Source organism: Colwellia sp. MB3u-8, assembly GCF_014076985.1.
Taxonomy (GTDB): domain Bacteria; phylum Pseudomonadota; class Gammaproteobacteria; order Enterobacterales; family Alteromonadaceae; genus Cognaticolwellia.
The window spans coordinates 1-5,344 of sequence record NZ_JACGVA010000040.1; the positions used below are offsets into that span (position 1 = coordinate 1).

Consider the following 5,344-nt stretch of genomic DNA (forward strand, 5'->3'; position numbering starts at 1 on the left):
AGAAATATATAGCGTTTTACAATCAAGAACGATTACATTCAAGTTTAGGTTATACAACGCCAGAAAAATATGAGAAATTAGGACTTTAAAATGTGTCTACGAAAGTGGTGTAAGATCACTTCGCTTACATTTTAGCCCACTATTTTTAGCCCGTTAATTGGGCGTTAGGCATACAAGGATATTATGAGTAAATTTCTACCTTTGGCGTTATTAACAACCATTTTATCAGGTTGTGCTATTTTTCCGCAGACTGAAACCGCATTAATTACTAATGGTAATAAAAGTGAGCCTATGTGTTTTTCTGAAAACAAAAATCTTGTTGAAACTCGTATTAAGGGTTACTTAGCGCAATGTTTTAAACCTGATTTTGTCTTTGTTTCAGGAACCACTGGCTACAACTTAAACTATAGAGTTATGGAAACTAAAAATAGTGGCACAACTACCTATAATGTATATTCACCTTCAGGGAGTTCCCAAGGTTACTTTTTAAACGTAAAAATTGATCAAAATAATAAAAACTGTGCTACGTCAGTAAACGTCGTCGCTTTTAATATGTTTTGGGAAGATAACTTTAAAAAAATCAAGGACTCTGTCAATGGTCTAGAAGTAAATTGTCCTATGTAATGTATGCCTAACAAGAACTTCAAACGGAACAAAAACAGTTGGTTAGGTTCCGCTTCGCTTCACATTTTAACCAACAATTTTTGTCCGCTTAAGTGGGCGTTATATTCTCGGAGAAACTGGTGCAATCAAAAGGATTTTATTTATTCGGTTCAATAGTGACTATTCTCTCCTTTTTAATTATATTTTTTGAGGATATTCCTTATGTCAAATATGATGAAAATTACATTTCAGTTAACCATATTGAAAATGAGTACAGTAAAAATATACCATTAGAAAAAAAAGCATTTGATTTAGCTTTTAAAAAGCAAGATTTGGATATGCTAAAAGCTATTTATTCTCAAAGGCTATTAGCTGAAGAACGATCAAAACGGTTATCTGTTAAAGGTCTAGATGTAGTTAAATCTATTGCGCAATTAATAATAATTTTTGCTGTTAGTTTTATGTTAACTGGACTAGCGAAGCAAAGAGAATATAACAAGAAAATCAACAAGGACACGTAACAGTTGGCTACGTTTCGCTTCGCTACACAATTTTAGCCAACCATTACTTAGCCTGTTATTTAGGCGTTAGTTGCAAAGGGATTTATGCGCACTCTCCAAATGTTAGGCTTCTTATCAGCAGTAGTTGGAATGTTCCTGACTTATATTCTTTTATCTCCAATAGAACCAGATACTTCAGCGTCTGCTGCTAGTGCATCGGGACTTGGTTTAATGTTTGGTGTATTTCCTATGTTGTGTTTTTCTGCATTAACATTAATACCATCATCATTAGGACTGCTAAATAGTAAAATTCGAGTTAAAAGCTACTTTACTGGTAAATTCTGGCATTGCCTATGGGGCATAAATAGTATAATTTCAGTTTTCTATCTAATTGTTATAATTTACTTTTGTTATCTATTTTTAGTCCAGAGTATTAGCAACTAACAAGCTATTCAAGCGGGACAAATTATAGTTGGCTAGTTCCGCTACACATTTTAGCCAACTACAATTTGCCCCTTAATAGGGCGTTAGAAGTATCGGAAGGTTATATGTCATCTATTGATGCAAAGGCAAACAAAGTAAAGTCTCTTTTAACTATAATTTTTATCGGGGCACTTGGTTCTGGACTATGGGATTTATTTTTAAAAGATAGCCTTTTTTATTTGGGAGGAGTGTTAGTAAATCTGATATCTACATTTTATGACGGATACTTTGATTATTTATATGCTGATGTTGGTAAACAAAGAGATTTCATTATATATATTCCCGGAATAACAATCTTTGTACTAATAATTTTCAGTCCTTGGATTGTAAATTTCAGGCTCAAAAAAGTGTTCAGATATATTGAGTTGGATGAAACTAAAGAAGATACAATATCTGCTAAAAAGTCATTTATCGATTCTGTTATCGATAATCCTTTGAAATTCAGAATCGCAGTTCTTTTGGTGTTTTCTCTACTTTCAGTGTTGTACACAAGCACCCTTATATCTTCACTATCAACAAATAAAGCTGTTAGTGTTGTGCAACAAAATTTAGAAATAACTCGACCGTATATATCAGAGAATGAGTATTTACACTTGGTAAGTAAATTTCGTTTGGTAGACGATCAAGCAAAATTACAAAATTTATTAAATGAAATTGAAAAAATTGCAACCAAACAAAAGATACAGTTACCAGAATTTAGTTTGTACGGTATAAATACTTCTAACAAGAAAATAAACAAGGACACGTAACAGTTGGCTACGTTTCGCTTCGCTACACAATTTTAGCCAACCATTACTTAGCCTGTTATTTGGGCGTTAGGTTTACATGTGAAAATCAATAAAGAGTTGAGTCTAAAATTAGGAACGCAAGAAGCTCATGCAATTATTGCCGAAGCATGGTTTAAGTTTCTTGGATATACAGGTGCAACGGCTATATTTCATGCTGCCGCTGAAAAAGCAGGAAGTTATCCTCTTATTATACTCAAATGGGTTTGTTATTTATTATTATTTAATTGGGTAAATTATCAAATAAATAAGTTAATTTGGTTTGCATTCCCGTCGACCGATATCGTCAACAATAAACCTAGTGATAAAGCAATTGGTATATCTGTTTTTGTTTCTTCAATGCTCATGTTTTGCGTATATAATTTTGTGTTTTATTTGTTCGAATTGTTTATCAAAAAGTAAACATAAGCAATTCAACAGGACTAAAAACAGTGGGCTGTTCGCTTCGCTCAGTTTAGCCCGTTAATATAGGCGTTAGCTGCCTTGATATTATATTTGGGCATTTGCATTAAAGGAAAATCACAATGGACTCATCAGAAAACCAATTTCAGGAGCTTGCTGCTCATATTGTTTCTCGTATAAATAAAATACTAGCGGATGACAAAGATCTACTACCACTAGGATTATCACTCCATCGTAGCGGATCAGTTGAAGCACACATATCGACAACAGAAGAAGCTAATGATTTTTCGGGTCAATTAAATTTACTACAAAAAGTTTTAAGTTCTAAGGTTCTTGAAGGGAATATAGTTGCAACTTCAATCAGCTATCCTGATTTTGAAAACAATGTTGTAATCGCTTTTGTAGAAAACAATGAAAATTTCTGTGCTAAATTATTAATCCCTGTCAACACAGAATCAATTCCGTTTCTTGTTATCGAAGATGTTGAGATTGAAGACGGTATGATTTATGTTTTTCCAGAGTGTGCATAATGCAACTATAAGGCATTCAAACGGACAAAAAACAGTTGGCTGTTTTCACTCCGTTCAACATTTTAACCAACTATTATTTGCCCATTATTTGGGCGTTAGGTTTCAGGTTCGATGTATTATAAAACTGGTGATTACCCTGAGTTAGAGGGGTTAAATAAAAAGCAGAAAAATGAATTTGTTTCTGAGGCTGTGAAGCTTCATAACAAATGGATCAGTTTGCGATTTTACTTTGTTATAGCATTAACTTTTGCTTGTTCCTTTTTAGTGGCAGAATTTGAAGTAGCTTTATCTCTTCCTGATTGGTCTGCATGGGTTATATTTCCTATTTTCGGCTTATGCTTTTACATATACCTTTTATGGGAAATTAATGGTGCAGTTTTCCAAGCCGTTTATCAGCACACTAATCAACCTAACAAGAAAATAAACAAGGACACGTAACAGTTGGCTACGTTTCGCTTCGCTACACAATTTTAGCCAACCATTACTTAGCCTGTTATTTGGGCGTTAGTTGTCCGCACTAAATCAAATGATTTTATTTATCGTTTAGTGTAAATCGCATAGTTTTGCGTTTGGTTCAATTCTTTGGTTTGGCAATGGAAGTGCCGTTCAATCTAGCTTCCTTTTTGCCCAACCCAGTCTTCGCCTTTCGCAGTTTAATAGTTTTAATCGCTTTAGTTTTTTTAAGGCTCAAAGTTCATGTTTAGGTATCTATTGCGGAAGCGCTCTTTGGTTCTTCCTCCTATACATTAAACATGATAACTTATTGTAATATTGGTGGTTTTAACTACTAGCAACTAACAAGGCAATCAAACGGACACGCAATAGTTGGCTGCGTTTCGCTTCGCTACACATTTTAGCCAACTATTACTTAGCCGCTTATTGTGGCGTTATGTATCTAGGGTGAAATATTGAAGTACGGTGCTTGGGTTTTACTTTTAATGCTTTTTATCGGGTTAGGTATCTTGAAATTAAATCAGGATGAAGTATCCGGAACTGAGCTAATTCAAAAAATTGGAGTTATTGAGTCCATTAGTTGTAATTCAGGTAGTAAAGACGGCGCTCCAACTGTTGTGTTAAAAAGCAATGGCAGTATTTCTTCCTACAAAGTATTAGAAGAATTTTCTCTGAGAACTGATTGTGATGATAAAAAACAGGATTTAATCGGTCGTTCCGTAATCGTTTCTGTTTTGCCTAATGAAAATGATTTTGCAATGGCTTATGAGTTTCTCCTCGATGGAACTAAAATTTATTCATTGGATGATGTTGTATCTTCCGACAAAGAAACAGCTTACACACTATTTTTAATTGCTCTGGTTATGTTAGGTTCATTATTCTTTCATCGGCGCAAAGATACATAACAAGTCGTTAAAGCAGGACAAATAACAGTTGGCTTTTGCTCCTGCCTCGCTGATTTTAGCCAACATATTATTTGCCTCTTAACGAGGCGTTATGTATATCTAGGATCTTGGAGTCTAATCACAGTATGAATAAAGTTATATATGGGTTTTTAATCTTTATTATTGGTTTAGGCTTAGGATATATCATACCCAAGCAGTCAACAGCTAAGCCTCAAGATGAAATGATGTGGGCACAATCTTCTCAGTTTGGTGTGATGCTTAGCTATGTCATGATGCCAGATGAAGACAAAAAAAGTTTTGATCAAAATTTTAATAAGTTTTTGCACAAACAATCTGATTTATTTATTAATTACTCAAAACATACAGAAGATGCTGCTTTATCAAATTGGTTAGATAAAAAAGCAGAATCCGTAGACGAATATTTATCTATACAAAAACAAGTAAAACTAAGTTCAGAGTAAATATACATAACAAGAAATTAAACAAGGACAAAAAACAGTTGGCTTTTTGTTCACTACGTTCACTTATTTTAGCCAACCATTTTTTGCCTGTTAATTAGGCGTTATATTTAAAATTCCATGGGAGTGGAGATGTTTAAAAATTTAACGATTATTTTATTAGCTTATATACCCTTATCCGCATGGGGAGGGGATTTTGAGTTTTCAGTTGGAGGGGGTTACCAA

9 protein-coding genes are annotated in these 5,344 nt (G+C 33.8%); all 9 read left to right on the plus strand.

All coding sequences use genetic code 11. The features are described 5' to 3' along the window. The first annotated feature begins 8 nt into the window (after positions 1–8). On the plus strand, positions 9–89 hold the full coding sequence (locus H4J54_RS19750) for a hypothetical protein (protein WP_404842627.1): 81 nt from the start codon (positions 9–11) through the stop codon (positions 87–89). Between the two features lie 94 nt (positions 90–183). Continuing rightward, positions 184–624, plus strand: coding sequence for a hypothetical protein (locus H4J54_RS04320; RefSeq protein ID WP_182189719.1), 441 nt, complete (start codon positions 184–186; stop codon positions 622–624). 119 nt (positions 625–743) lie between these two features. Then, positions 744–1,124, plus strand: coding sequence for a hypothetical protein (locus H4J54_RS04325; protein ID WP_182189720.1), 381 nt, complete (start codon positions 744–746; stop codon positions 1,122–1,124). A gap of 527 nt (positions 1,125–1,651) precedes the next feature. Further along, positions 1,652–2,335 carry a hypothetical protein gene (locus tag H4J54_RS04330; RefSeq protein ID WP_182189721.1) on the plus strand — a complete coding sequence of 228 codons (684 nt, stop codon included), beginning with the start codon at positions 1,652–1,654 and terminating at the stop codon, positions 2,333–2,335. 78 nt (positions 2,336–2,413) lie between these two features. Beyond that, positions 2,414–2,773: a hypothetical protein gene (locus H4J54_RS04335; protein WP_182189722.1), complete on the plus strand. Its 360-nt coding sequence runs from the start codon at positions 2,414–2,416 to the stop codon at positions 2,771–2,773. 122 nt (positions 2,774–2,895) lie between these two features. After that, entirely contained in the window at positions 2,896–3,303 is a 408-nt protein-coding gene (locus tag H4J54_RS04340; protein ID WP_182189723.1) for a hypothetical protein, read from the plus strand. 111 nt (positions 3,304–3,414) lie between these two features. Further along, positions 3,415–3,741 (plus strand): hypothetical protein, encoded by a 327-nt coding sequence (locus H4J54_RS04345; RefSeq protein ID WP_182189724.1) that lies wholly within the window; start codon positions 3,415–3,417, stop codon positions 3,739–3,741. 470 nt (positions 3,742–4,211) lie between these two features. Next, positions 4,212–4,661: a hypothetical protein gene (locus H4J54_RS04350; protein ID WP_182189725.1), complete on the plus strand. Its 450-nt coding sequence runs from the start codon at positions 4,212–4,214 to the stop codon at positions 4,659–4,661. Positions 4,662–4,786: 125 nt separating this feature from the next. Next, on the plus strand, positions 4,787–5,122 hold the full coding sequence (locus H4J54_RS04355) for a hypothetical protein (protein WP_182189726.1): 336 nt from the start codon (positions 4,787–4,789) through the stop codon (positions 5,120–5,122). Positions 5,123–5,344: the final 222 nt, after the last annotated feature.

Coding starts and splice junctions, on each gene's coding strand:
- H4J54_RS04340 (WP_182189723.1), top strand. CDS start 2,896: ATGGACTCATCAGAAAACCAATTTCAGGAGCTTGCTGCTCATATTGTT.
- H4J54_RS04320 (WP_182189719.1), top strand. CDS start 184: ATGAGTAAATTTCTACCTTTGGCGTTATTAACAACCATTTTATCAGGT.
- H4J54_RS04355 (WP_182189726.1), top strand. CDS start 4,787: ATGAATAAAGTTATATATGGGTTTTTAATCTTTATTATTGGTTTAGGC.
- H4J54_RS04345 (WP_182189724.1), top strand. CDS start 3,415: ATGTATTATAAAACTGGTGATTACCCTGAGTTAGAGGGGTTAAATAAA.
- H4J54_RS04330 (WP_182189721.1), top strand. CDS start 1,652: ATGTCATCTATTGATGCAAAGGCAAACAAAGTAAAGTCTCTTTTAACT.